At 39.2% G+C, this 24,054-nt stretch carries 20 protein-coding genes; 17 read left to right on the top strand and 3 right to left on the bottom strand.

Going from position 1 to position 24,054, the window contains the following annotated elements; translation table 11 throughout:
* Positions 1–14 precede the first annotated feature (14 nt).
* Positions 15–1,031 carry a nucleoid-associated protein gene (locus BHF69_RS05575; RefSeq protein WP_083651084.1) on the top strand — a complete coding sequence of 339 codons (1,017 nt, stop codon included), beginning with the start codon at positions 15–17 and terminating at the stop codon, positions 1,029–1,031.
* 279 nt (positions 1,032–1,310) lie between these two features.
* Positions 1,311–1,439, top strand: a complete 129-nt coding sequence (locus tag BHF69_RS14575) for a hypothetical protein (RefSeq protein ID WP_278276974.1) — start codon at positions 1,311–1,313, stop codon at positions 1,437–1,439.
* A gap of 150 nt (positions 1,440–1,589) precedes the next feature.
* Here BHF69_RS14575 and tnpB read toward each other — a convergent pair whose 3' ends face one another.
* The 3 genes from tnpB to BHF69_RS05560 all read right to left on the bottom strand — a co-directional run bounded on the left by tnpB (position 1,590) and on the right by BHF69_RS05560 (position 4,675).
* Positions 1,590–2,708, bottom strand: coding sequence for an IS200/IS605 family element RNA-guided endonuclease TnpB (gene tnpB, locus BHF69_RS05570; RefSeq protein ID WP_075670081.1), 1,119 nt, complete (start codon positions 2,706–2,708; stop codon positions 1,590–1,592).
* Between the two features lie 4 nt (positions 2,709–2,712).
* Positions 2,713–3,126, bottom strand: coding sequence for an IS200/IS605 family transposase (gene tnpA, locus BHF69_RS05565; protein ID WP_075670080.1), 414 nt, complete (start codon positions 3,124–3,126; stop codon positions 2,713–2,715).
* Positions 3,127–3,334: 208 nt separating this feature from the next.
* A complete protein-coding gene (locus BHF69_RS05560) occupies positions 3,335–4,675 on the bottom strand; it encodes a butyryl-CoA:acetate CoA-transferase (protein ID WP_075670079.1) in 1,341 nt (446 codons plus the stop codon).
* A gap of 270 nt (positions 4,676–4,945) precedes the next feature.
* Between BHF69_RS05560 and BHF69_RS05555 the strand changes: the two genes are divergently transcribed.
* From BHF69_RS05555 to BHF69_RS05485, 15 genes are all read left to right on the top strand, one after another.
* The gene (locus BHF69_RS05555) at positions 4,946–6,391 is read left to right on the top strand and encodes a L,D-transpeptidase family protein (RefSeq protein WP_075670078.1); all 1,446 of its coding nucleotides are present in this window, start codon (positions 4,946–4,948) and stop codon (positions 6,389–6,391) included.
* Positions 6,392–6,566: 175 nt separating this feature from the next.
* The gene (locus tag BHF69_RS05550) at positions 6,567–7,121 is read left to right on the top strand and encodes a tRNA (mnm(5)s(2)U34)-methyltransferase (RefSeq protein ID WP_075670077.1); all 555 of its coding nucleotides are present in this window, start codon (positions 6,567–6,569) and stop codon (positions 7,119–7,121) included.
* Positions 7,122–7,175: 54 nt separating this feature from the next.
* Positions 7,176–8,411 carry a D-alanyl-D-alanine carboxypeptidase family protein gene (locus tag BHF69_RS05545; protein WP_075670076.1) on the top strand — a complete coding sequence of 412 codons (1,236 nt, stop codon included), beginning with the start codon at positions 7,176–7,178 and terminating at the stop codon, positions 8,409–8,411.
* Positions 8,412–8,449: 38 nt separating this feature from the next.
* Positions 8,450–9,817, top strand: a complete 1,368-nt coding sequence (locus tag BHF69_RS05540) for an aminopeptidase (protein WP_075670075.1) — start codon at positions 8,450–8,452, stop codon at positions 9,815–9,817.
* A gap of 194 nt (positions 9,818–10,011) precedes the next feature.
* Positions 10,012–11,595 (top strand): glucose-6-phosphate isomerase, encoded by a 1,584-nt coding sequence (locus tag BHF69_RS05535; protein WP_075670074.1) that lies wholly within the window; start codon positions 10,012–10,014, stop codon positions 11,593–11,595.
* Between the two features lie 272 nt (positions 11,596–11,867).
* Positions 11,868–13,748: a polysaccharide biosynthesis protein gene (locus tag BHF69_RS05530; RefSeq protein ID WP_075670073.1), complete on the top strand. Its 1,881-nt coding sequence runs from the start codon at positions 11,868–11,870 to the stop codon at positions 13,746–13,748.
* Between the two features lie 13 nt (positions 13,749–13,761).
* The gene (locus BHF69_RS14650; protein WP_075670072.1) at positions 13,762–15,540 is read left to right on the top strand and encodes a sugar transferase; all 1,779 of its coding nucleotides are present in this window, start codon (positions 13,762–13,764) and stop codon (positions 15,538–15,540) included.
* Complete coding sequence (locus BHF69_RS05520) at positions 15,537–16,658, top strand: EpsG family protein (RefSeq protein ID WP_075670071.1); 1,122 nt, start codon at positions 15,537–15,539, stop codon at positions 16,656–16,658. Before BHF69_RS14650 ends, BHF69_RS05520 begins: the two co-directional genes overlap by 4 nt.
* A gap of 23 nt (positions 16,659–16,681) precedes the next feature.
* Positions 16,682–17,743, top strand: coding sequence for a glycosyltransferase family 2 protein (locus tag BHF69_RS05515; RefSeq protein ID WP_075670070.1), 1,062 nt, complete (start codon positions 16,682–16,684; stop codon positions 17,741–17,743).
* Positions 17,744–17,769: 26 nt separating this feature from the next.
* A complete protein-coding gene (locus BHF69_RS05510; protein ID WP_075670069.1) occupies positions 17,770–18,867 on the top strand; it encodes a glycosyltransferase family 1 protein in 1,098 nt (365 codons plus the stop codon).
* Complete coding sequence (locus BHF69_RS05505; protein WP_075670068.1) at positions 18,860–19,750, top strand: glycosyltransferase family 2 protein; 891 nt, start codon at positions 18,860–18,862, stop codon at positions 19,748–19,750. Before BHF69_RS05510 ends, BHF69_RS05505 begins: the two co-directional genes overlap by 8 nt.
* A 99-nt stretch (positions 19,751–19,849) precedes the next feature.
* Positions 19,850–20,905, top strand: coding sequence for a glycosyltransferase family 2 protein (locus tag BHF69_RS05500; RefSeq protein WP_075670067.1), 1,056 nt, complete (start codon positions 19,850–19,852; stop codon positions 20,903–20,905).
* An 18-nt stretch (positions 20,906–20,923) separates the two neighbouring features.
* Positions 20,924–21,607 carry a glycosyltransferase family 32 protein gene (locus BHF69_RS05495; RefSeq protein WP_075670066.1) on the top strand — a complete coding sequence of 228 codons (684 nt, stop codon included), beginning with the start codon at positions 20,924–20,926 and terminating at the stop codon, positions 21,605–21,607.
* Positions 21,608–21,641: 34 nt separating this feature from the next.
* Complete coding sequence (locus BHF69_RS05490) at positions 21,642–22,835, top strand: glycosyltransferase (RefSeq protein ID WP_202816993.1); 1,194 nt, start codon at positions 21,642–21,644, stop codon at positions 22,833–22,835.
* 26 nt (positions 22,836–22,861) lie between these two features.
* Positions 22,862–24,001, top strand: coding sequence for a glycosyltransferase (locus tag BHF69_RS05485; RefSeq protein ID WP_158022559.1), 1,140 nt, complete (start codon positions 22,862–22,864; stop codon positions 23,999–24,001).
* Positions 24,002–24,054: the final 53 nt, after the last annotated feature.

Genomic DNA, 24,054 nt, shown 5'->3' with positions numbered 1-24,054 from the left:
AGCGAGGAATGATTATGCAGCGAGTGGAACGTGACGAAATTATTATTAGAAAGGCCATCGTACACATCTTAGACTGTGACAGCGGTTTTATGAAAACGTCCAATGCTCTGTTGGATCTGGGACCAGATCTGAATGAGTTTTTAAGAGGCCATATCTTTCGTCTGATTGACAGTGACGATACCAAACAGTGCAAATTTTCGGAGGATTTATCTCCGGTGTGCAGTATGCTGGAGGAGCTGAATGAAAAAGAGGAAGAACAATTTATCGAGGTCAGCAAAGTACTGGCAGAGAACCTGTTCGATATTATGTGCGAAAGCGTGGAGATTCCACCTGCAGACTTTATTGTAGCCAGTTTTCAGGTAGAGAGTCAGGTGCATCTGGCCCTGCTTAAAATGAATTACAAGGACAGCTATATCCATCTTCAGGTGGATGAGGCGCAGAACGATATTGTAAAACAGCATATTATGCCATCTACAGGAGCAAGGCTGACGGAGGCTGTGATTATCAACTTAGAGACCATGGATATCCGACTGGCGGAGCGACGATATGAGATCAAGGAAGAGAAGATCAACTATTTATCTGAGCGGTTTTTGATGTGCCATACGGATCTGGCACCAAAACGGAAATTTAATATTTTAACCAGGGTCATCAACGATATCAGCAATAAGTATGATTCTGCTGATGTGAAGAAAAAGCTGGAGACCAAGAGCCGTCTGCAGAAAGAATTTGAAGAGAACCAGAAATTTAATGTCAGTGAGATCGGCGATAAGATTTTTGGAGATGACACGCAGAAGAGGGAAGCCTTCGATGAGAAGATGGAGCGATATGATATGCAGTATGATAACTTCTCTGTTGTAAAAGAGAGCACGGTGAAAAAACTGGAAAAGCAGGTCATCGTTACCGATACGGGTATCGAGATTACCATTCCTATGGAAGAGTATAATACAAAAGATAATGTGGTCATCACACGAGAACCAGATGGAACGGCTACGATTACGATTAAAAATATCGAGGGAGTTGTGGTGAAGTAGGGGTTTCTTTGATTATGGGATAATGTGTGAGAACGAAATCATTTCAGTCAGCAATCAGGCTACGGAGCTTCCAAATTTGATACATGTTTTCTCTTGTTCCACACCAGGACAGACGAAAATCTTATCTCTCGTCCAGGGACAAATGGCTATGTAAGCTCCTTCGCAGATTGCTTTACCGGAATGGTTTCGTTCTTTGTAGTGTGTTGGCTTGTCCCATATTCGTGTGGAGAAACGGAACATGGCAAAGAAGAAAACTTCTCCGAAAGCGACATATGCGGAATGTTAGAACAACCTGCTGGCTGGATTCCATCACCAGAACTGCTTCAGGCATCGAAGATGACTGTTTTCCATATGACAGTGGTAGGGTTTTCTTCTTCACTGTCTGTAAACCCGATATTTCTTGTATAAGAATGTCTATAGCGTGACATCCTCCCCCACCTGTAGAGGTAGGAGCTTCCCTAACCTCGGCGAGTTTGGTTCTCGTTCGATAGCACCAATGTTCTAAGCATAAGCGAGCTAACCCCGTGTGTCCCACGGTTATGTTATATTGAGTTGAGGTCATGCAATTACCAACCGCATTCCCTCGTTTCTGATATTTATGGCAGCATTTACATCTCTGTCGTGATGTGTTCCACATTGCGGACAATCCCACTCTCTGAGAGCAAGATTTTTCGTTTTAGTATTCTTGTAACCACAAGCAGAACAAATCTGACTGCTTGCAAAAAATCTATCCACCTTCACAAGCTCTTTACCCTGTTCCTCAAGTTTGTATTTCAAGAATGTTGTGAACATTCCCCAACCGTTATCCGAAACAGATTTTCCAAAATTCATCAACCGTGACATTGCTTTCATATCCAAATCTTCTACACATACACAATCATAAGCATTGGTTATCTGCCTTGATTGCTTATGCAGAAAGTCTTTTCGTTGATTGGAAACCTTTTCGTGGAGTTTTGCCACCTTAATTCTCTGCTTATTGCGATTGTTAGAAGCTTTCTGCATTTTGGAAAGCCTGCGTTGTTCTCTCGCTAATTTTTTCTCTGCGTTCCTATAATACCTCGGATATGCAGGCTCATTACCGTTACTGTCACGATATAATTCGTGCATGGAAAAATCCAAACCTAAAAAACTTTGCATCTCCTTTTCCTGTACTTGATTTTCATACTCAAAAAGAACACTTGCATAGTATTTTCCGCTTGGTGTTTGACTTACTGTCACAGATTTCAGTCTGTATTCATTCGGAATCGGTCTGTGCTGTTTTAATCTGACTTGTCCGATTTTTGGCAATCTCAAATATCTATTGGATATGGTTATGTTACCATTGATGCAAACTGTTGAATAGCTGTTTTTATTACGCTTTTTTGATTTGAACCTTGGAAAACCTGTTTTCGGCTGTTTAAAAAAATTTTGAAATGCGGTATCAAGGTGTCGGAGCGATTGTTGTAATGATACACTATCTACTTCCCGCAAAAATGCGTACTTTTCCGTTTTCTTCATTTCAGCCATTTCTTTTGCACAAATAGTGTATGTTACATTGGTTTTGTTCTCCTCATACTGCCTGATTTTTCTATCAAGCCAATGATTGTACACCATTCTGACACAGCCGAAAGTCTTGGCAAACAAAATTTTCTGCTCATCATTGGGATATATTCTGAATTTATATGCTTTGTTTGCCACTCTGTCACTTCCTTTTTCGTTCCTTTTGTCCTTGGCTTTCTATGTATTTTTTAATCACTTCAATTGGAGCACCACCTGTTGTAAGCAAACAAAAGCTCTGACTCCAGAAATGTTCTTTCCACAGCTTTTGCCTTATCTGCGGAAATTCTTTCTTCAGAAGTCTGCTGCTTGCACTTTTATATGCGTTTATGAACTTGCTTATTTCCGTATTTGGGTGTGCCTTGAAAAGTATATGTACATGGTCTTTGTTGTGATTCCATTCTTCAAGAGTGATATTGTAATTTGGAGCAATATACTCAAATATCTCTTTCGCCCTACTGGAAATATTATCATCGAAAACCTGTCTACGGTACTTGACCACAATCACAAGATGATAGTGTAGTAAGAATACTGAATGTGCATTATTATCCAAATTCATTGTATTTCAAACTTTCTTTATTATTCGACTGAATATATTATACTATGATTAGAGCACAATATCAAGTAGGTAACAGACGCAATTCATCTCCCACCTTAGAGGTGGGAGTCTTCTTTCTGGAAGAGGATAAAAAATACAAAAAATAGGACCGCACCTCAACGAAAATTGAGGTGACGGTCCTGTTCCTTTTATTCATGAAAAAATAAGTTTACTTATTGCTGCGTCTCCAGATATGAGCTTTTTCAGCATCTTTGATCAGCTGATCTCTAAAGTCTGGATGAGCAATGCTGATTAAAGCTTCCGCTCTTTCCCATGTAGATTTTCCTTTTAAGTTTACTTTACCGTATTCTGTAACGATATAGTGAACGTTGGCACGGGTATCTGTTACGATAGAGCCCTGATTTAAAGTAGGTAAGATACGAGATTTTACTTCACCGGATTTTGTCTTAAAGGTAGAAGATAAGCAGATAAAGCTCTTACCACCTTTAGATGCGTAAGCACCTAATACGAAGTCTAACTGTCCGCCAGCACCACTGATCTGCTTTAATCCAGCAGATTCTGCGTTCACCTGTCCGAATAAGTCAATATCAACCGCATTGTTGATAGAGATGAAGTTATCTAATGCAGCTACCGTACGGAAGTCGTTGGTGTAGTTAACTGGAGCGCTCATACATTCTGGGTTGTCATTTAAGAAATCATATAATTTCTTTGTACCAGCTGCGAATGCATAAGTCTGACGATAGCGGTCCAGATTCTTCTTAGCACCGGTAATCTTTCCTGCTTTTGTAATATCAACGAAAGCATCTACGTACATCTCTGTATGTACCCCTAAATCCTTTAAGTCAGATTCAGCGATCATAGAACCTACCGTATTAGGCATTCCACCAATACCTAACTGAAGACATGCACCATTTGGGATTTCTTCCACGATTAATTTTGCAACTGCTTTATCGACATCTGTTGGAGCTCCGCCTGCTCCCATTTCTGCGATTGGAGGATTATCTCCTTCCACGATCATATCAACTTTAGAAATGTGAACGCCTTCTTCAAAACCGCCAAGGCAACGAGGCATATTTTCATTAACTTCTACAATTACGCATTTACATTTTTCAATCATAGCAGCCAGGTGAGAAGCAGATGGTCCAAAGTTAAAGTATCCATGTTCATCCATTGGTGCTACCTGGAACATAGCAACGTCTGTTCCTGCGATGGTATCTCTGTAGTAGCTTGGAAGCTCGGAATAGCGAATTGGGTTATAGAAAGAAAAACCTTCATTGATCCATTTTCTTTCGATTCCAGACATATGCCAGGAGTTCCATGTAAAATGATCTGCTGGATTTTCAATCTGTGTGATTGCCAAAGGCCACATAATGATTCCACCACGGAAATATAAATTTTCCAGTTCGTCCATTCTTGCAGCTAATGCCTGGTCAAGTGCAACTGGAGTGTTCACGGTCCATCCGTAATCGATGACATCTCCTGATTTTACAACCTTAACAGCTTCCTGAGCAGTTGTCAGCTTCTTTTGATATTCGTTTGCGTAACTCATGATAGATTCCTCCTATACAATTAAATGTTTTATGCAAATCGTTAAACTATTAACATAAATATATAATATCATTTATCCATACATTTGTAAAGAGAATGGAACATGCACTAAATTTTGTACAATTTTATTAATAAGATATTAAACTATATTAATTCTCAAAAAAACGATGGTTTTCTCATGAAGAGTATACTATAATAGAAAATTGCAGGAATAAAATGGACAGAGTATTCTGTCTTAACATTGATAAAAGATAGAGGAGAAGGAGTATTTATGGAGAAATTAAAAAGCTTGAGCAAGCGCACGAAGATTATCATTGGAGTAGTAGCCGTGCTTGCAGTTATTTATTTTGCTGGAACCTATTATTATAGTAGTCATTTCCTTTATGGAACGACCATCAATGGGATCGACTGTTCCAACAAGACCGTAGGACAGATCGAGTCCCAGATCAAAAAGCATGTAGATGCCTATGAGCTTGTCATTACCCAGCGTAAAGGGTTAAAGGATACCGTGAAGGGAAGCCAGATCGGACTTACATATTTGGACAACGGAGTCATTGGAAAATATCAAAAGAGCCAGAATCCATTTACCTGGCCAGCCAGATTCTTTGGTGGGAAAACAGAAAAGATCTTAGAGACCACCTCTTATGATGAGAATAAATTAACAAAGATTTTTCATGATTTTGAATGTTTTAAAAAGAAGAACATCACGGTTCCGGTCAGTGCATATCCAAAGTACGCAGGCAATAACAAATACGAGATCCAGAAGGAAGTAGATGGAAATAGAGTACGGAAAGATAAGCTTAAAAAAGAGGTGATCAGCTGTGTCCTTGGTGCAGAGGAAACCCTGGATATCGAGAAAGCAGGCTGCTACCAGGAACCAAAGTACCGCAAGGATGATAAGGAAATCGTAGCATTGAAAGAAGATATGGAATCCATGGTAAAGGGAAGTATTACCTGGGATTATTCCAACCGCTATATCAATCCGGTAAAATTCAAGGATGGTTTAAAAGACAATAAATTTACGGTAAATGGGGATATTACCAATCAATTTATTAAGATCAAGAATTATACCAAAGCCATCATCAGCAGCAAAGCCATTGAAAATTGGCTGATTGAATATGCAACCGATACGAACACCATTTATAATGGAAGAAAGTTCAAAAGTCATAGAGGTACTACCATCAATGTGCCAAGTGGTGGCCCATATGGATGGCGCATGAATGTGGAAAAGGAAACATCTGCTATCAAGAAAATGATGCAGGAAGGAACCACGAAGACAAGAAAGCCATATTATATTCAAAAAGCAGTAGAAGGAACCAATGGACAGATCAACGATATTGGAGACAGCTATGCAGAAGTAGATCTATCTTACCAGATGGTATATATTTATAAGAATGGCAAGCAGGTATTCTCAACCTCCTGTGTATCCGGTAACGTCAGCAAGGGAACCGGTACCCATACAGGCGTGGGCGTAGTGCAGTATAAGCAGCGCAATAAGGTCTTAGGTGGACCTGGTTATGATTATGCCAGCCCGGTAAGATACTGGATGCCATTTAACGGAGGTGAGGGCTTCCACGATGCAGACTGGAGAAATTCCTTCGGTGGTTCTATCTATAGGACTGGAGGCTCCCATGGCTGTGTCAACCTGCCAATCTATGCGGCAGCCACAATTTACGGCATCATTGATGCCGGATGGCCAGTGGTCGTTTATTATTAAATAAGAGTTAGAATAGGACTCACCCCGGGGCGGTTCTCCCTGTGGGTGAGTTTTTGGTTTGCGCGCCATGGGCGGCCTCTAACGGGTGGAGATTATGAACACACCCAGCAGAGTGTCAATCTGAAAAAGACTTTGGACGCAAGGGAGAAAACATCCAAAAGAAGGAGAATGAAAGATGAGAATATCCATAGTAGACTGGACGCACCAGTTTTTAATGCAATACGTAAAAGAAGGTGACATCTGCATTGATGCTACAGTGGGCAATGGAGGGGATATGCTGTTCTTAGCCCGGCTTGTCGGGGAACAGGGGAGTGTGACAGGATTTGATATCCAACAGATTGCTTTAGATCATACCAGAGAGAAGTTAGAGCAGCATGGAGTCAATGGTACCCTTTATCTGGACAGTCATGCTAACATGGCAGAGTACTTTGAGCCGGAGAGCGTAGCGGCCATTGTCTTTAACCTTGGATATCTTCCAGGTGGAGATCACAAGCTTGCCACAAAAGGGGATAGTACCATACAGGCCATGGAAGCTGGACTTTCCCTGTTGAAAAAAGGTGGTGTCATAAGCTTGTGCATCTATAGCGGTGGTGACAGTGGATTTGAGGAGAAGGAAGCAGTGCTTGCCTATCTAAAGGAGTTGGATCATCGAAAATATCTGGTCATCACCAATGAATTTTATAATAAGCCCAACCATCCACCGATGCCGGTCTTTATCATAAAAAATTGATCATCATAAATATCCCGTTTCCTACATACAATAGTCAAAAAGCAGGTGAATTGTATGAAAAGAATTCGGAGAGTATTTGCCATATGTATGGTGATGATCTTATCAGCGAATCAATACATAGCATTTCAATCCGCAGAAGAGGAAGTAGGACAATATTCCACGATTGATGCGAAAAAGCTGGAGCCAGCTGTAGTGAAAGAAAAGAAGGGTGCAGAACAGGTGACTTCTCTGTATGCCAAAGAGGCGATCTTGTTAGATGGAGATACCGGAAGAGTCTTGTATGAAAAGGATGGATATACCAGGCATGCTATGGCTAGCACGACAAAGATTATGACGGCTATCTATGTGATTGAGAATTGTGATCTTCATGAGGTGGCCACCGTATCCAAAAATGCAGCTACACAACCGAAGGTTCATATGGGTGTGCAGGAGGGACAACAGTATAAGGTGCAGGATCTTTTGTATGCACTGATGCTGGAATCCTTCAATGACTGTGCCGTTGTACTAGCAGAGCATGTCAGTGGAAGCGTGGAGCAGTTTTGTAAGGAGATGACCATGAAGGCCCATGAGCTGGGGTGTCAGGATACCAGCTTTGAAACACCCAATGGACTGGATGGAGAGAAGCATTATACGACTCCTTACGATCTGGCAAGAATAGCAAAATACGCCCTTGATAATCCGACATTTGCGGCCATCGTTGGGACGAAAGAATATTCTTTTTCAGAAATACATGGCAAAAGACAGATTACGGTGTATAATAAGGACAGCTTCCTAAATCAATATGAAGGAGCCATCGGAGTGAAGACCGGATTTACCAGTAAGGCGGGATACTGCTTCGTAGGAGCCATTAAGCACGATGGGAAATACCTGATTTCCGTAGTTTTGGCCTCTGGCTGGCCACCCAATAAGTCTTACAAATGGAAGGATACCATTGCTCTTATGAAGTATGGAGAATCCAATTATGAAAAATACCTGGTCGTAAAGGATCAGGAAAGGGTCGGGCAGATTCAGGTGGAGGGTGGAAAGGCCAAGGCGGTGTCCTTGTCCATGGAAGGCAGTAAGGAGATGCTTCTATCTGAGAAGGATCAGGTGGAGACACGGCTAAAGCTGGCTAGGCAGGTGGAGGCACCTGTAAAGAGAGGGCAGAAGGTGGGAACCTTATCCATCTACGTCAATGGCATTTGCTATGATACGGTAGATATCCGGACGTCAGAGAAGATGGAGAAAGAAGGAGTGGATGCAGTGATCATCCGCTTGATACACACATACTTATTACAGCATCAAGGATGAAATCCTGGGTGCTGATTATGATACAAGGAGGAGATAAGATGGAACGCAAGAATGTATGGACATCTTACGATGAAGCACAATTAAAGGAATTAGAAACATTAAATGAAGGATATAAGTACTTTTTATCCAATGGTAAGACGGAACGGGAATGCGTAAAGCTTGCGGTATCCATGGCAGAAGCCTGTGGATATCAGAATCTTTATGAGGTAAGCGAATTAAAGACAGGCGATAAGGTATATGCCGTCAATATGAAAAAGACCATCGCCTTATTTCACATTGGAGAAGAGCCAATAGAACAGGGCATGAATATCCTGGGGGCACATATCGATTCCCCAAGACTGGATCTGAAGCAGAATCCGCTGTATGAGGATACGGATCTTGCTTATCTGGATACCCATTACTATGGTGGTGTGAAGAAATACCAGTGGGTAACTCTCCCACTTGCTATCCACGGCGTTGTTGCCAAGAAGGATGGAACGATCATGGATGTGGTCATCGGTGAAGAAGAATCTGATCCAGTGCTGGGAATTACAGATCTCTTGATCCATCTGGCCGGAAAGCAGATGGAAAAGAAAGCATCTGTGGTCGTAGAAGGAGAAGACTTGGATGTATTGATTGGCAGTAAGCCTCTTCCAGAAGAGGAAAAGGATGGAGTAAAAGCAGGCATTCTTTCTATATTAAAAGAGAAATATGGCATGGAAGAAGAAGATTTCTTATCCGCAGAGCTTGAGGTGGTTCCGGCAGGAAAGGCAAGAGACTTTGGACTGGATCGAAGCATGATCATGTCCTACGGACAGGACGACCGCGTCTGTGCCTATACTTCGCTGGCAGGAATGTTAAATATAAAGCAGCCGAAGAAGACAGCAGTCTGCATTCTGGTGGACAAGGAAGAGATCGGAAGCGTCGGAGCCACAGGGATGCAGTCCCGCTTCTTTGAAAATACCGTGGCAGAGGTGATGGACCGTATGGGTGTCTACTCTGATCTTGCACTCAGAAGAGCACTCACCAACTCCAGTATGCTCTCTTCTGATGTCAGTGCTGCTTACGATCCAACTTATGCATCTGTCTTCGAAAAGAAGAACTGCGCATACTTTGGCAGAGGTGTAGTATTCAACAAGTATACCGGAGCAAGAGGCAAGTCAGGCTCCAATGATGCCAGTGCAGAATACATCGGCAGAATTAGAAAGGTCATGGACGACCATAACGTAGCCTTCCAGACAGCAGAGCTTGGACGGGTGGACATCGGTGGAGGCGGAACCATCGCTTACATCCCGGCTGTGTATGGCATGAATGTCATCGACAGCGGCGTGGCAGTTCTCAGTATGCATGCTCCATGGGAGATCTGCAGCAAGGCGGATATCTATGAAGCAAAGAAATGCTACGAAGCATTTTTAAAGGATATGTAGAAGAAGTAGAAAAAAGAAAAAACCTGTAAGGAAAAGGTCCATTTGCTCGCATGAAAAACCTTACAAAGCATTGCAATTAGCGCCATTTTTTTGTATAATTATGGTAAGCATTTCGAATGTAAAATCTTATTTACATTTACATTTCTTAATACATTTATTAAGAAAGAAACATATGGACTAAGGAGGATTTATTTATGGTAACTTGGAACAATCTTGACACTCTGGCATCTTATGATAAACTTGCCACTATGAAGAAACGTGTAAATATTGTGGAGGCAATGTCCGGAGAGAATGGCGCAGATCGTGTCGCTCGTTACAACGCACCTATGGCAGGTGGTCTGAACTTTAATTACGCTGCAAAAGAAGTGGATGACACAATCTTAGAGGCACTTGCTGAATTGGCTGAAGAAGCACAGCTTGTTGAAAAATTCGAAGAATTATACAATGGTGCGGTTATCAACACAGGAGAAAAACGTCTGGTTCTTCATCACTTAGCTCGTAGACAGTTAGGTAAAGATGTCATCGTTGATGGCGTGAACAAACGTGATTTTTATGTTTCTCAGCAGAAGAAAGCTGCAGACTTTGCGAACAAAGTTCATGCTGGTGAGATCACCAATGCTGCTGGTGAGAAATTTACAACAGTTGTACAGATCGGTATCGGAGGAAGTGATTTAGGTCCTCGTGCTTTATACATTGCGTTGGAAAACTGGGCTAAGGTAAATAACACAGCTAAGATGGAAGCAAAATTCATCAGCAACGTTGACCCAGATGATGCAGCAGCAGTTCTGAAGTCAATCGATGTATCCCGTGCACTGTTCATTGTTGTATCAAAATCAGGAACAACATTAGAAACTTTAACAAATGAAGCTTTCGTAAAAGATGCTTTAGAAAAAGCTGGTTTAGATCCTTCTAAACATATGCTTGCTGTAACAAGTGAGACATCTCCTCTGGCTAAGAGCGATGATTATCTGGAAGCATTCTTTATGGATGACTTTATCGGAGGTCGTTTCTCTTCCGTATCTGCCGTTGGTGGAGTAATCCTTTCCTTAGCATTCGGACCAGAGATTTTTGCAAGAATCTTTGATGGTGCAGCAGAAGAAGACAAGCTTGCAACCAACAAAGATGTCTTAAAGAACCCAGATATGTTAGATGCCTTGATCGGTGTTTATGAACGTAACGTTCAGGGATATCCTACAACCGCTGTATTACCATATTCTCAAGCATTAAGCCGCTTCCCTGCACACTTACAGCAGTGTGATATGGAATCCAATGGTAAATCTGTAAACCGTTATGGTGAACCAGTCAATTATGCAACTGGACCGATCATCTATGGTGAACCAGGAACCAACGGACAGCATTCCTTCTATCAGTTATTACACCAGGGAACAGATATCGTTCCATTACAGTTTGTTGGATTTAAGAAAAACCAGATCGGTATGGATGTAGTAATTGAAGGAAGCACAAGCCAGGCAAAATTATGTGCCAACGTAGCAGCTCAGATTGTTGCATTTGCATGTGGTAAAGATGATGAAGATAACAACAAGAAGTTTGAAGGTGGACGTCCATCCAGCATCATCATTGGTGATCAGTTAACACCAGAATCACTGGGTGCATTATTAGCTCACTTTGAGAACAAGATCATGTTCCAGGGATTCTTATGGAACATCAACAGCTTCGACCAGGAAGGTGTACAGCTTGGTAAAGTACTTGCAAAACGTGTACTTGCACATGATACAGACGGTGCATTAAAAGCTTACAGCGACTTATTAGACATCTAAGAAGCTTGATCGAAATCATAGAATTTTATAAATGAACAAAAGGGCATTCTCTATTACTGTTTTTCGTAATGGGGGATGCCCTGTTTCTTGCAGAAGCCCCATGTCTCATGTAAGAATATCCTCTTGGTTTTTGTGTATAAAATGACTGCTATCCTGGTTATTATTACATAAATTGCTGAAAATACGAAGTTTTAAAAGATTGTGTTGGATTTTTATATTATTATGGTGTATAATAAGCCGTGTGCAACATAAGCACGAAAGGGGAGCAAAAATTGAAGAAATTAGTACAAACACATCTATTTCAGCATTCGAAGGAGAGTCGGATCAGGGGTTTTCTTCTAGGGGTTTTAGACAGCATTGTAATTGTTACGGTTATGGTAACATCCCTGTTGATTCGGTTTGACTTTCGTTTTCATACGGTGGAGCCAGTATTCTGGGATTCTGTAGTTACATACCTTCCGTATGGATTCGTTTCTACGATTTTGATTTTTTTCATATGTAAATTGTATAGTAGTATGTGGAGATATGCCAGCTTAGAAGAGGCGTTCCACATTGTTTTTGCATGCGCTTTTTCAACGATTGTACAATTGATCACCATCCTGGCGATGCATCTGCCATTACCAAGAAGTTATTTTATTCTATTTTTCATTCAGCTTGTAATGGCAATCGGAGCGATCCGTTTTGCCTACCGCTTTCTTCGGATTTTCTTACGAAGAAGAGAAGTGGGACATAGGAAGGACGGCATCCGGACCATGATCATCGGTGCCGGTCAGGGAGGAGAGCTGGTAGTCAATGAGATCCGCAATAGCCTTTACTTAGATCATCAAGCGGTCTGCATTATTGACGATGATGTGAATAAGAAGGGAACCTATCTTCATGGAGTGAAGGTGATCGGCGGAAGAGATATGATTTCAGGTGCAGTGGAAGAATATCAGATTCAGGAGATCATCCTGGCCATTCCAAGTATGGATTATAAGGACAGAAAAGAAGTTTTAAATATATGCAAGGATACGGGCTGTAGCGTGAAGATCCTTCCAGGACTTTATCAGATCATCAACGATGAGGTTAACGTCTCCCGTCTGCGAGAGGTGGAGATTGAGGATCTGTTAGGCCGCGATCCGATTCCAAAGCAACACGAGCATGTGGCCAGCTATGTACAGGGAAAGGTTGTGGTTGTCACCGGCGGAGGCGGTTCCATTGGCAGTGAGTTATGTCGCCAGATTGCTGACTATCATCCAAAGCAGCTGATCATCTTAGATAACTATGAGAACAATGCCTATGAGATTCAGATGGAGCTGCTTCGCAAGCATCCGAACTTAAATCTTACGGTATTGATCGTATCGGTGCAAAATCGCCGGAGAATTCACAACATCTTTCAAAAGTATCGGCCAGAGGTCATCTTCCATGCAGCAGCGCACAAGCATGTACCGCTGATGGAAAATAGTCCTTGTGATGCTATTCGTAACAATGTATTCGGAACGATGAATGTGGCAAGGGAAGCATCCGCCTGCGGAACCAAGCGTATGGTATTGATCTCCAGCGATAAGGCTGTGCGGCCAACCAACATCATGGGAGCATCTAAGCGCATCTGTGAGCTGGTGATCCAATATGCCAATCAGCACTCCGATACCGAATATATGGCGGTCCGCTTTGGGAATGTCTTAGGAAGCAATGGAAGCGTGATTCCACTGTTTCGTAAGCAGATCCAGGAAGGAGGTCCAGTGACGGTGACCCACCCGGATATCATCCGTTACTTTATGACCATTCCAGAAGCAGTGAATCTGGTACTGGAAGCAGGTGGCTATGCCCATGGTGGAGAAATCTTTATTCTGGACATGGGAGAGCCAGTGAAGATCCTCACTCTGGCAGAAAATCTGATCCGCTTATCTGGCTATCAGCCATATGAGGATATTAAGATCATCTTTACCGGACTTCGTCCAGGTGAGAAGCTATATGAAGAACTGCTGATCAGCGAGAAGAACAAGATTGAGACTGACAACGATCGAATCTTCATTGCCCAGTTGCAACCTGGGGATCCAGAGCAGTTTAAAGCGTTGATCAAAGAACTGAAGGAAACGGCCTTTGCCGAAGACAATGCCAATATTCGAAAAGTGGTACAGAAGCTTGTGCCGGAATATAAAATATTATCATAAGGAATGAAATATCATGACATATCCAAGGTCATTTACAAAGAAACAAATAAAATATCTACATATCAAATATAAGGTGGATGTAATTCTGGGCGTCTGTGCGGCCATCGTACTGCTTCCAATCTTCGCAGTGCTTGCTCTGCTCATCTTTCTGGATGATCCGGGCCCGGTGATCTTCAAGCAAAAGAGAGTGGGTAATCATAAATCCCACTTTCATATCTATAAGTTCCGTACCATGAAGACTAATACACCAAAGGACGTACCGACTCACCTGCTGGAAAATCCTGATCAGTACATCACGAGAATGGGACATTTCTTACGGAAGACCAGCTTAGATGAACTGCCACAGGTATTTAACATCGCCAGAGGACAGATCTGTGTCTGTGGACCAAGACCGGCCCTGTGGAATCAGTATGACCTGATCGAAGAGCGAGACAAATATGGTGCCAACGACATTAAGCCAGGCTTAACCGGATGGGCACAGATCAACGGCCGCGATGAGTTAGAGATCGATGTAAAAGCCAGACTGGACGGCGAATACGTAGAGAAGTTTGGTCTTCTTATGGATATGCGTTGCTTCTTCGGAACCTTTGCTTCTGTCTTAAAAAGCGAAGGTGTGGTGGAAGGAGGAACCGGAGCCATGGAAGCCGTTGCTGCGAAGGAAGAGGAACAGCGTCCAGGAACAAAGGTAACGAGAAGAAAGAAGAAAAAAGTCCTGATCATGACCAATCACTCCTTCATGCTGTGGCAGTTTCGGAGAGAGCTGATCAAAGAATTATTAAAAGACTATACGGTCATCCTAAGCATGCCGTGTGGGGAGCATGTGGACGACTTCCGTGCCATGGGATGTAAGATCATCGATACGGACATTAACCGCAGAGGCATCAATCCAGTGACGGATCTAAAGCTTATGAGGACGTACTTCTATCTGCTTAAGAAGATCGGTCCATCCATGGTCATTACCTATTCTATCAAGCCGAATATCTATGGTGGATTTGCCTGCCGCATGTTAAAGATTCCGTACTGTGTCAATGTACAGGGATTGGGAACCGCATTCCAAAAGCCGGTACTGGCATCCCTAGTTACCTGGATGTATCGGGAAGCTTTAAAAAAAGCCTGTACGGTCTTCTTCGAAAATGACGGAAATGCAGCTGTATTCCAGCAGAAGAAGATCATACCAAAGAGGAAACAGACAGTTCTCCATGGAGCAGGCATCAATCTGGATTATTATCCATATGCTCCATACAAAGAAGAAGACAGCGTTCATTTCCTATTCGTGGGAAGGATCATGAAGGAAAAGGGAATGGATGAGCTGTTCTATGCAGCAAAAAAGATGAAAGCAACCTATGGGGAAGCAGTCACCTTCGATGTGGTAGGCTTCTTCGAGGATGAATATAAAGAACAGGTACAAAAACTTCAAAGACAGGGAATCATTGAATTCCATGGTTTCCAGGAAGAGGTTTGGCCTTTCTACCAAAAGGCTAACTGCGTGGTCCTTCCATCCTATCATGAAGGAATGTCTAATGTGCTCTTAGAGGCAGCGGCCACTGGTCGCGGGTTGATCACCTCTGACATTCCAGGATGCAGGGAAGCTGTTCTGGATGGAACAAGCGGTTATCTCTGTCCGGTGATGGATCAGGAAGCATTGCTTGCGGCTATGAAGAGGTTTATGGAGTTATCTGTAAAAGAAAGAGAAGCATTCGGGCTTGCAGGACGGAAACACATGGAAGATGTGTTTGATAAGAAGAAAGTCGTGCAGGAGACACTGAAGAAGATTCAGGAGCATTTATCATGAGAAATTTACTAATCGTATTTGCATTATCTGTAATATTGGCATATGCATCCCAGTATTATGGATACAATTACATGTTGGAAGCAGGTGAAAAGAAGAAGGTCAATGTCTTTATCGTGGCCATGGTCGTTCTGATGATTTTATTCGTTGGATTGAGGACTGGGTATAATGATACGGCTACGTATTTGAGAGGTTTTGAGAATGCTGAGACATTGCAAATGTTTTTTGCAGATAAGGAAAATTTAAATTTACTTCATAACCCACTTTTTTATTTTATGCAGGCTTTTTTTCATACTTATATAAACAATGTGCATCTTTTTTTCATGTTCTGGGCTACAATTAATATTATATTATTTGTGAGATTTTTGTTAACCTATACGGATGGAGAAGATTTTGCATTTACAATATTTATATTTTTTGCATTGGGAACTTTTGTTTTTGGTATGGCTGCATTGAAACAGATCAGTGCTATGGCAATTCTTACTGTATCTGTTCCATATTTGTTGGATAAAAAATATATTCCATTTACGGTTATTGTATGTATCGCTGCACTCATTCATACGTATGCGATTTTATTTTTGATTATGGCATTCTTCCGTTCTAAACCGTGGGATGTGAAGAGTTTATTATTAATTCTGGCTACGGGTGCAGTGCTTCGAACCTTTAATGGAACCGTTATGTCTCTGTTATCCTATGCAGATAGCATTGGGAAAAGTGTCAGCGCAGAGGAAGTATTCGATGGAAATCGCATGAGTATCTTCCGTGTAGCGGTATTTGCCATTACTCCACTTGCTATCTTTCTCTTTCGAAAATGGCTATTACCCAAGATGAATGCAGTCGAAGAATTATTTACTAATATGGGAATTATTAGTCTGATGTTTATGATGCTTGCTACTCAGAATGGGGCCAACATGTTCGGACGAATTGCTACCTACTTTGAACTGGGAATTACGTGTACTATGCCGTGGACCTTACGGCATCTCTTTGAACCAAGATCCTACAGAATCATATCTATGCTTTGTGTTGTGTGTTTTGTGTTATTCTTCTTATATGATAACAGTGAATTTGACATGTCATATCGGACGATCACAGTTATGGAATTTGTGAAAATGATTTTTTAGTTGTTATGGAGAGGATGTAATAGATGTTATTAAATAAGAAAAAGGTATCTGTTATAATACCTGTTTATCATGTGGAAAAATACTTGAAGACTTGTGTAGAAAGCATTCTGAAGCAAACATATCAAAATTTGGAAGTGATTCTAGTTGACGATGGTGGCAATGATGGTTGCCCTGAGATGTGTGATGTATTTGCAAGCAAAGATGCGCGCGTTATAAGCATTCATAAAGAAAATGGAGGACAAACAACAGCACGTAAGGCAGGTGTTGAAATTTCTACAGGGGATTATATTATGTTCGTAGATGCGGATGATTGGTTGGAAGCGCAAACGATTGGAAGATGTGTTTTAGAAATAGAAAAGAATGCTGCTGATTTGGTTTGTTTTGGATATAAACGAATCTATACGCACAAGGTATTTAATACGTCTATTTTTGATAGGACAAGGATATTTTCTGGCACCGAAATACAGTATCTTCAGCGACGAATAGTCGGTTTAGTGGGAAATGAACTTGCTCATGTTGAAACTGCTGATAGATTTACACCAATGTGGGGAAAACTTTATAGCAAAAAAATGATTCAAGCGGGCAAATGGATAAGCGAGCGGGAAGTTGGTTCTTCGGAAGATGCGTTGTTTAATCTGTATGCTTTGTCGGAATGTGAAAAGTGTGTATATATTAACGAGTTTATGTATTGTTATAGAAAAACGAATGAAACAGCAACAACAAGGAAGTATCGTTCTGATTTAATTAATCAATGGAGCAATCTATTCAGCTATTTTCAAGTTTTTATAGACGAAAATGGTAATGATAAGGAATTTGTGTTAGCATTACAGAATCGTATTATACTGAGTATGATTGGTATCGGCTTGAATGAGATTGGGAGTAGTAAACACCTGTGGGAAAAGGCGAAGTATCTTAAAGTGGTTTTAAATAGACCATTATGGAAAACGGCTTATTCAAGGCTGAAATTATATTATTTCCCTTTCAAATGGAAAATCTTTTTTGCACTATGCAAATATCATAAAACTTACCTTTTGGTTTTGATGTTGGAAGCTATTGATAGACTGAAGGCAGTAGTAAATAATTAGTCACTATTTTAGGGAGAAAATAAAACATGGCAATACGAGTTTTACAAGTTGTAACTATTATGGATCGAGGTGGCGAAGAGACAATGATAATGAACTATTATCGTCACATGGACCGGAATAAAGTACAATTTGATTTTTTAGTTCATAGACAACAGAAGGGAATCTATGAAGACGAAATTGAAGCACTTGGAGGAAAAATATATCGAGCATTTCCTATCAGACCTTGGAATTATAATAAATACAATAATTGGCTGGAAGGGTTTTTTAGAGAACATAGAGAGTTCGAGGCAGTTCATGCTCATATTTTGGAAAACTGTGGGTTTGTATTAAATGCAGCTCGAAAAACTGGGATAAATGTTCGCATCGCTCATAGTCATTTAGCACAAATTGGAATTGATATAAAGTATCCGTTTAGGATATATGGTAAGTATGTAATTAAAAAATGTGGAGCAACTAATCTACTGGCTTGTGGAGAAGAAGCGGGACAATATTTGTTCGGTAAACAAGCATTTAAAGTTTTACCGAATGCAGTTGATCTGTCGTTGTTTTCTTTCAATCCGGAAATTCGGCTTAAGAAAAGGAAAGAACTTGGACTAGAGGGAAAGTTTGTTCTTGGAAATGTTGCAAGATTTCATCCAGTAAAAAATCAGATATTTCTGATAGATATTTTCAAAGAAGTGGTTCGTCAGAATAGTACTGCAATACTACTTTTGGTAGGTGTTGGGGAAGAACTGAAAAATGTACGCAATCGAGTCAAAGAATTGAAGCTGGAAGAATCGGTAAGATTTTTATATGTTAGGACAGATGTTAATGAATTATTACAAGCGATGGATGTATTTGTCTTTCCATCAAAACTTGAGGGATTGCCATTAAGTTTAGTTGAAGCACAAGCAGCTGGGTTGCCATGCATTTTATCGGACAAAGTAGCGAAAGAAACGGCCATAACTGATCTGGTACAATTTGTTCCACTTGGAGTTGGTGCGGAGAATTGGGCTACAACTGTTTTAAGTACAAAAAACATAGAAAGAAAAAATTCGTCAGAGCAAATAAAAAAGGCTCATTATGACATAATAGAAAATGGCAACTGGTTACAGAATTTATATTTAAGGAAAAACAATGAATAATGAAAAAAGATTAACGGTGTTTACACCTACTTATAATCGGGCACATACATTGCCAAGAACCTATGATTCGCTACTAAAACAAGAATGTAAAGACTTTGTATGGCTGATTATAGATGATGGTTCAAATGATAATACTTCTGAACTTGTTAAAGAATGGCAAAAGAAAGATAATGGTTTTGAAATTCGGTATATTTATAAAGAAAATGGTGGTATGCATACAGCACATAATACTGCTTACGAGAATATCGATACCGATTTAAATATTTGCATTGATTCTGATGATGCACTTGCTGAAGGTGCGGTTGGATATATTCTGTCGTTATGGGATGAAAAAGGTAATGACAGGTTTGCAGGTATTATTGGTCTGGATGCAGATATGAATGGAAATATCATTGGAACAATGTTCCCAGACACAGTACAAGAAACAACCCTTTATGATTTTTATAATGCTGGCGGAACTGGAGATAAGAAATTGGTGTATCGAACCGATATAATGAAAAGCCTTCCATCATATCCAGTGTTTGTTGGAGAAAAATATATCTCTTTAGGATATAAATACCAACTGTGTGATCAAAAATATACGTTGCTTACAACTAATCAAATTTTATGTAATGTTGAGTACCAACCAGATGGATCATCAAATAATATGTACATGCAATATATCAAAAATCCGAAAGGCTTTGCCTTTATTCGTAAAGAAAACATGAAGTATATAAAATCCCACAAGCGAAATTTTATTGATTGCATACATTATGTTTCCAGTAGCATATTGGCTCATAATTACAGATTTATTTCAGAGTCTCCCAAAAAGGTGATGACAATACTTGCTATTCCATTTGGTTTGATGCTAACGATTTTTTTGAAAATCAAGACGATAAGGTGAATTTTAAAATTAAAGAAAAAATGTAAATATTATGTCACGGCAAAACATAAATTCTGCATCTTAGTTGACTATTAAATAAGTAGATATGGTGGTGAAAATATGGCACAAGTGAGTATTATAGTCCCAATATATAATGCGCAGAAGACAATAGGTAAATGTATCGATTCGTTACAAAAGCAGACATTTTCTGATATAAAAATTATACTCGTAGATGATGGATCAATAGATCAAAGTGGTGAGATATGTGAAAGATATGCAAAAAAGGATTCTCGGATTCAAGTAATTCATAAAGAAAACGGGGGTGCTATCACTGCAAGAAATGCTGGAATTAGATTGTTGCAAAATGAGGGATATGCTACATTTTGCGATGCTGATGATATCATTCCTATTGATGGTATTGAAAAATTAATGCAATTGGCAATTGATGAAGATGTAGATATTGCTTGCGGAGTATTACAAAAATTTTTTGCAAATGTTTTTCGCATAAGACCTAATATTCCACCTTCTTTTAGCGCAAGGCACCTTTATGAAGAAGAAGAAATCCGCGAAAAGCTGTTACCGTCTTTTTTTGGTATTACGGATTTTCCAGGGTATATGCCAACAAAATTGTATAAGAATGATCTATTAAAAAAAGGTTGCTATTTTGAATGTCCTGTAAAGCACTTTCAAGAGGATATTGCTTTTAATTTGCAGGCTATTTTATTAGCAAAAAAAATTGCTGTAACGCCAGAAGTTGTTTATTATTATCGTATGGGCGGAAGTACCAGTAAATTTATGCCAGAATTTTTAAATGATTCGATATCACTTTATAGATTTAAGGTCGAACAAATAAAAAAGCATTCATTGCCGGATGAATTGTTTTATACAACTGCTGTCGAACTAAAAAATGAGTGTTCTTATTGGCTACAAATATATTTTGAACATTATCATGGAAAAAACAACCGTGATAAAATGATAACTGAAATTGAAAGATGCAGTAAGTTGCCAGAAATTATTAAAGCGGTAAATTATCCTAAAGGGGATTCATCTGGAATTATGGAATTCAGAGAATTGCTTAGTGAGTTTGATTATGAAGGAGTATATAGATTGCTATATTTAGAAATGCGAAAAAGTAAAGTAAAAAGATTTCTTCGTAAAATAATAGCAAAGTTGTAAAAGAAAGGGGTAAGAGTTATGATTCCTAAAGTAATACACTATTGTTGGTTTGGTCATGGGGAAAAGCCTAAATTGGCAAAAAAGTGTATTTTAAGTTGGAAAAGATATTGCCCGGATTATAAATTCATTGAATGGAATGAAGAAAATTTTGATATTAACTTGAATGCCTATACTAAAATGTGTTATGCACAAAAGAAATATGCATTTTTAACAGATTATATACGTTTACTAGTAATAGCGGAGTATGGTGGCATTTACTTTGATACAGATGTAGAACTACTTCGTTCTTTTGATGGTTTGTTGGATTGCCAGGCATTTTTTGGCTTTGAAAACAACGAATATGTCAATACAGGTGTTGGCTTTGGAGCAGAAGCAGGTAACGAAGTTGTTTTACAGATGATTAGAGAATATGATCAGTTGTTAGATGGTGAACATGGAGTAATCGGATGTCCGCACTTGAACACTGATGCCTTGCTGAAAAGAGGTCTTGTACAGAATGGTAAAAAACAAAGAGTAGATGGTGCTATAATTTATCCGATAGAATATTTTAATCCTTATGATGATCCTACAGGTGTATTAACAAAAACAGAGTGTACATACTCTATTCATTGGTATGGAAAAAGTTGGATGGACAAGAAAACTATATTAAGAAGTAAATTAACAAAGCCATTACATCGCTTTTGTAAAAAGTGGAAATTGTAATTGAAAGATTTTTTATCAGGAAGGAAAGTATGTTGTGAAAGATATTCTTATATTTGCTCATGCTATGGAATTAGGAGGAGCTGAGCGTGCATTACTAGGACTTTTAGAAAATATAGATTATTCTAATTACAGTGTGGATTTGTTTTTAATGCGGCACTCTGGCGAATTACTTAATCTTATACCGCATCAGGTTCATTTATTGCCTGAAATTTCACAGTATTCTTGTTTGGCTGTGCCGATTAAAGATGTGATACATAAAAGGCAAATGAAAGTTTTACTTGGGAGGATGTTTGCAAAGTTCCAAGCGAGATGCAGGATAAGACGGTTGGGTTTACCAGTAGATAATAATGTTGAATTGGAATATAGCCATAAATATACTTTATGGAGTATGCCCAATATTAGCAATCAACAATATGATTTGGCGATCAGTTTTTTGACACCACATTATTTTGTTGCAGAACGTATTGATGCCAAACAAAAGATTGCATGGATACACACGGATTATTCTAAAGTAAGCGTAGATGTTGAATCTGAATACAAAATGTGGGACAAATATGACCACATTATCTCTATTTCAGATTCAGTGACGAAAAGTTTTTTAGGTGTATTTAAAGACTTAGCACATAAAATTATAAAGATTGAGAATATATTACCCCAATATAGCATCAAAAAGCAGGCACTAGAATTTGTAGTTACGAAAGAGATGCCTTGCAACGGATCTATACGGTTACTATCTATTGGACGTTTTTGTAAAGCCAAAAACTTTGATAATATACCTGATATTTGTCGGAGATTAATTGAAAAAGGGATAAATGTAAACTGGTATCTAATTGGTTATGGTGGAGATGAAGGTTTGATTCGTCAAAAAATTTTTGATGCAAAAATGCAAGATTTTGTGTTTATATTAGGAAAGAAAGAAAACCCTTATCCATATATATTATCTTGTGATATTTATATTCAGCCCAGTCGATATGAGGGGAATTCTGTAACGGTTCATGAAGCTCAGATGTTAGGAAAACCTGTTGTGATTACACGATATGAAACATCAGATAGCCAGTTACATGAAGGAATTGACGGAATAATTGTTCCTATGGATAATAAAGGATGTGCAGAAGGGATAGCAGATTTTATATTCGATGGTGCAAAGCAATCTCGGATAGTAGAAAAATGTAACGAATATGATTATTCAAATTCAAGTGAAATTAGTAAGTTGTACAGCTTATGCTAAACGGAAATGAATGTAGGGAGAGAAAAGTGAAAAAGGTATTGTTCTTTATAGAAAGTTTGGCTGGTGGAGGCGCAGAAAAAGTTCTATCGGATATTATATGCAATTTGGATCAAAATAAATTTGATGTTACTGTTTGTACAGTAACTGACGACGATGTATATCAGGAGCAAGTAAGTAGAGTTTGTAACTATCGTTCTTTCCTTCATAAGAAGAATTACAATGCTGGGGGGATTAGGAAAGTATTGTTTTGGATAGGGATTAAATTAATTTATTTATTGCCAACGGCTTTGACTTATCGTATCTTTTTGAATGAAAGGTATGATGTAGAGGTTGCATTCGTTGAAGGTTTTGCAACAAAACTGATTGCGTCATCTTCGAACTCAAAAAGCAAAAAAATAGCGTGGGTACATATAGATATGATTCAAAATGCATATGCGGATTCTTGTTACAAAAATATAGACGAACACATTGCTACATATAAAAAATTTCAAAAAATTGCTTGCGTTTCAAGAAGTGTGATGGAGGCTTTTGTTCAAAAGTTTGCATTTAAAGAAAATGTATGTATTCAGTATAATCCAGTAGATGAGAAAAAAATCATCTGTAAGGGTAAAGAACCTATTCGATTAAAAAAAAGGAGAAAAGTATTACTTGGTACAATTGGTAGACTGGAGGAACAAAAGGGATATAAGCGATTACTAGAATGTATAAGAAAGGTTGCTGTTGAAAATTCTGATTTTGAAGTTTGGATTATTGGTGATGGTTCTCAAAGAAAAGATTTACAAGATTATATTGATAAGAATGGTCTTAAAAATATAGTGACATTGGTTGGCTTTCAAAAAAATCCTTATAGTTATATAAATTGTTGTGATGCCTTTATTTGTTCTTCTTACGCTGAGGGATTTAGTACTGCTGCTACCGAAAGTTTGATTTTGGGAAAACCAATTTTTACAGTTGATTGTGCAGGTATGGAGGAGTTATTTGGGGATAAAAAGTGTGGTATTATTGTTCCTAATTCTGACGATGCATTATGCCAAATGTTAAAACAAATTGTTTTAGGAAACATACATATAGACAGCTATTATCCGGATGTTGTGACACGAGCAAAAGATTTTCGGCTTTTGTCAAGAATACAAGAAGTAGAAAGTTTGTTGGTTGGTAAAAATTAATGAGAATAGCACATTAGTAAAATATTTGGATCGTTGATAAATCAAAGAAGAAC

The sequence above is a fragment of the Anaerostipes sp. 992a genome (assembly GCF_001940245.1).
In the GTDB taxonomy this organism is placed as follows: Bacteria; Bacillota; Clostridia; order Lachnospirales; family Lachnospiraceae; genus Fimousia.
Note: the sequence above shows the minus strand (reverse complement) of the source record. Positions and strands in the feature narration are given on the sequence as shown.

What these genes read in the sequence shown, in the direction of transcription:
- BHF69_RS05575 (WP_083651084.1), top strand. Translation starts at nt 15, where the DNA reads ATGCAGCGAGTGGAACGTGACGAAATTATTATTAGAAAGGCCATCGTA.
- BHF69_RS14575 (WP_278276974.1), top strand. Translation starts at nt 1,311, where the DNA reads ATGTTAGAACAACCTGCTGGCTGGATTCCATCACCAGAACTGCTTCAG.
- tnpA (WP_075670080.1), bottom strand. Translation starts at nt 3,126, where the DNA reads ATGAATTTGGATAATAATGCACATTCAGTATTCTTACTACACTATCAT.
- BHF69_RS05560 (WP_075670079.1), bottom strand. Translation starts at nt 4,675, where the DNA reads ATGAGTTACGCAAACGAATATCAAAAGAAGCTGACAACTGCTCAGGAA.
- BHF69_RS05555 (WP_075670078.1), top strand. Translation starts at nt 4,946, where the DNA reads ATGGAGAAATTAAAAAGCTTGAGCAAGCGCACGAAGATTATCATTGGA.
- BHF69_RS05550 (WP_075670077.1), top strand. Translation starts at nt 6,567, where the DNA reads ATGAGAATATCCATAGTAGACTGGACGCACCAGTTTTTAATGCAATAC.
- BHF69_RS05545 (WP_075670076.1), top strand. Translation starts at nt 7,176, where the DNA reads ATGAAAAGAATTCGGAGAGTATTTGCCATATGTATGGTGATGATCTTA.
- BHF69_RS05540 (WP_075670075.1), top strand. Translation starts at nt 8,450, where the DNA reads ATGGAACGCAAGAATGTATGGACATCTTACGATGAAGCACAATTAAAG.
- BHF69_RS05535 (WP_075670074.1), top strand. Translation starts at nt 10,012, where the DNA reads ATGGTAACTTGGAACAATCTTGACACTCTGGCATCTTATGATAAACTT.
- BHF69_RS14650 (WP_075670072.1), top strand. Translation starts at nt 13,762, where the DNA reads ATGACATATCCAAGGTCATTTACAAAGAAACAAATAAAATATCTACAT.
- BHF69_RS05520 (WP_075670071.1), top strand. Translation starts at nt 15,537, where the DNA reads ATGAGAAATTTACTAATCGTATTTGCATTATCTGTAATATTGGCATAT.
- BHF69_RS05515 (WP_075670070.1), top strand. Translation starts at nt 16,682, where the DNA reads ATGTTATTAAATAAGAAAAAGGTATCTGTTATAATACCTGTTTATCAT.
- BHF69_RS05510 (WP_075670069.1), top strand. Translation starts at nt 17,770, where the DNA reads ATGGCAATACGAGTTTTACAAGTTGTAACTATTATGGATCGAGGTGGC.
- BHF69_RS05505 (WP_075670068.1), top strand. Translation starts at nt 18,860, where the DNA reads ATGAATAATGAAAAAAGATTAACGGTGTTTACACCTACTTATAATCGG.
- BHF69_RS05500 (WP_075670067.1), top strand. Translation starts at nt 19,850, where the DNA reads ATGGCACAAGTGAGTATTATAGTCCCAATATATAATGCGCAGAAGACA.
- BHF69_RS05495 (WP_075670066.1), top strand. Translation starts at nt 20,924, where the DNA reads ATGATTCCTAAAGTAATACACTATTGTTGGTTTGGTCATGGGGAAAAG.